Origin of the sequence: Pseudoxanthobacter sp. (assembly GCF_036822375.1) — a bacterium.
Lineage (GTDB): Bacteria > Pseudomonadota > Alphaproteobacteria > Rhizobiales > Segnochrobactraceae > Pseudoxanthobacter.
In genome coordinates this window covers 1-1,600 of record NZ_DAISHT010000378.1, presented here as the reverse complement: position 1 = coordinate 1,600, position 1,600 = coordinate 1, and the positions used below count along the sequence as shown (strand labels likewise).

2 protein-coding genes are annotated in these 1,600 nt (G+C 68.5%); both read left to right on the top strand.

Translation table 11 applies throughout. The annotated features are described in order from the left end of the window. Window positions 1–440: 440 nt before the first annotated feature. Window positions 441–1,136, top strand: a complete 696-nt coding sequence (locus V7067_RS17805) for a DsbA family oxidoreductase (protein ID WP_334177216.1) — start codon at window positions 441–443, stop codon at window positions 1,134–1,136. Between the two features lie 70 nt (window positions 1,137–1,206). Next, window positions 1,207–1,590 (top strand): VOC family protein, encoded by a 384-nt coding sequence (locus V7067_RS17800; protein ID WP_334177215.1) that lies wholly within the window; start codon window positions 1,207–1,209, stop codon window positions 1,588–1,590. Window positions 1,591–1,600: the final 10 nt, after the last annotated feature.

The window sequence follows — 1,600 nt, the reverse complement described above, 5'->3', positions numbered from 1 at the left end:
AACGGCCGTCAGCAGCGCCGCCGCGCCGGCAGCCAGAACACGCCGCGTGCGATTTCCGAGCATTTCACTCGCCATGGAATCCGTCGTCCTCGAATGCGTCGCCGGTCCGGCTTTGCGGGCAGTGCGGCCCCGCCGGCGGGAATCACGTGATCTTCGCGGGCAAGCCGTGCCTGCCGACTGGGGCAGGAGCAAGGCCGACCGCGCCTGCCGTCCTCTGTCGGCGCATCCTTAACGCTCCGTCACCGCCAATTCCAGCGGCTCTGTCCGGATTCTCCGCAATCTGCATGCGCCGGAAGCATAATGGCCGGGCGACATGGCAAGCCGGCAACAGAGCGCCGGCTCCTTTTGCACCCGCCCGCGCTTTCGCCTAGAAAACGACCTGCCCCCCGCTGCCGGAACCATGCCGGCACCTTCCCCTTCAAGGCAGACGAGTTGCCCCGATGACGACGACCCATCTCCTGGACCCCGTGACCGTAGACGTCGTCTCCGACGTCGTCTGCCCCTGGTGCTTCCTCGGCAAGCATCGCCTCGACCGGGCCATTGCCATGGTGCCCGAGGTGACGGTGGAGGTTCACTTCCGCCCCTACATCCTCGACGAGAGCGTGCCGCCGGCCGGCGTGGAGCGCACCGCGTGGATGGAAGCCCGCTTCGGCCATGGCGGCGACGGCCCCGCCCGCATCCGCGCCGTGCACGAGAGCCTGACGGAACTGGGTGCGGCCGAGGACATTCCCTTCGCCTTCGATGCCATTCGCCTGCAGCCCAGCAGCCTCGACGCGCACCGCCTGATTCGCTGGGCCGGCGTGGAAGGCGTGCAGGACGAGATGGTCGAGCGGCTGTTCCGGCTGTTCTTCTGCGAAGGCGCCGATATCGGCGATGCCGCCGTGCTGCGCACCGCCGCCGAGGCCTGCGGCATGGACGGGGCGATGGTCGCCCGCCTGCTGGCCAGCGATGCCGACACGCAGGCCGTGGCGCAGGAGATCGAAACCGCCCGGCGCATCGGCGTCACCGGGGTGCCGTGCTTCATCTTCGACGGCCGGCTGGCGGTGATGGGTGCGGAAAGCGCCGAGACGCTGGCAATGGCCATCCGTCAGGCCTTCAACCAGCGGGCGGAAGCGATGAACCGCGATCCGACGTGACAGCGTCGCAATTGCGCCCGACGATGGGGCGAGCGCGGCCATCAGGGCCGCCCGCCGGGAGGAGGACCCGATGACCACCAAACACGGCCATTTCGTCTGGAACGAACTCTACACGCGCGACCCGCAGGCCGCGGTGCGCTTCTACAGCGAAACCCTCGGCTGGACCTTCGATCCGATGCCGATGGAAAACGGCACCACCTATTATGTCGCGCGCGACGGGGCGGATTATGTCGCCGGCATCTTCCAGATGGCCGGCCCGGAGTTCGACGGCATTCCCGAGCACTGGTTCGCCTATATCGAGGCCGACGATGTCGACAACCGCACCGCGATGGTGGCGGCCGCCGGCGGCCGGATCATCCGCGCCCCGTGGGACATTCCGCAGGTCGGCCGCATCGCCATCGTGCAGGCCCCGACCGGCGCCTTCTACGGGCTGATGACATCGCTTGCGGCTTAAGCCGCGCCTG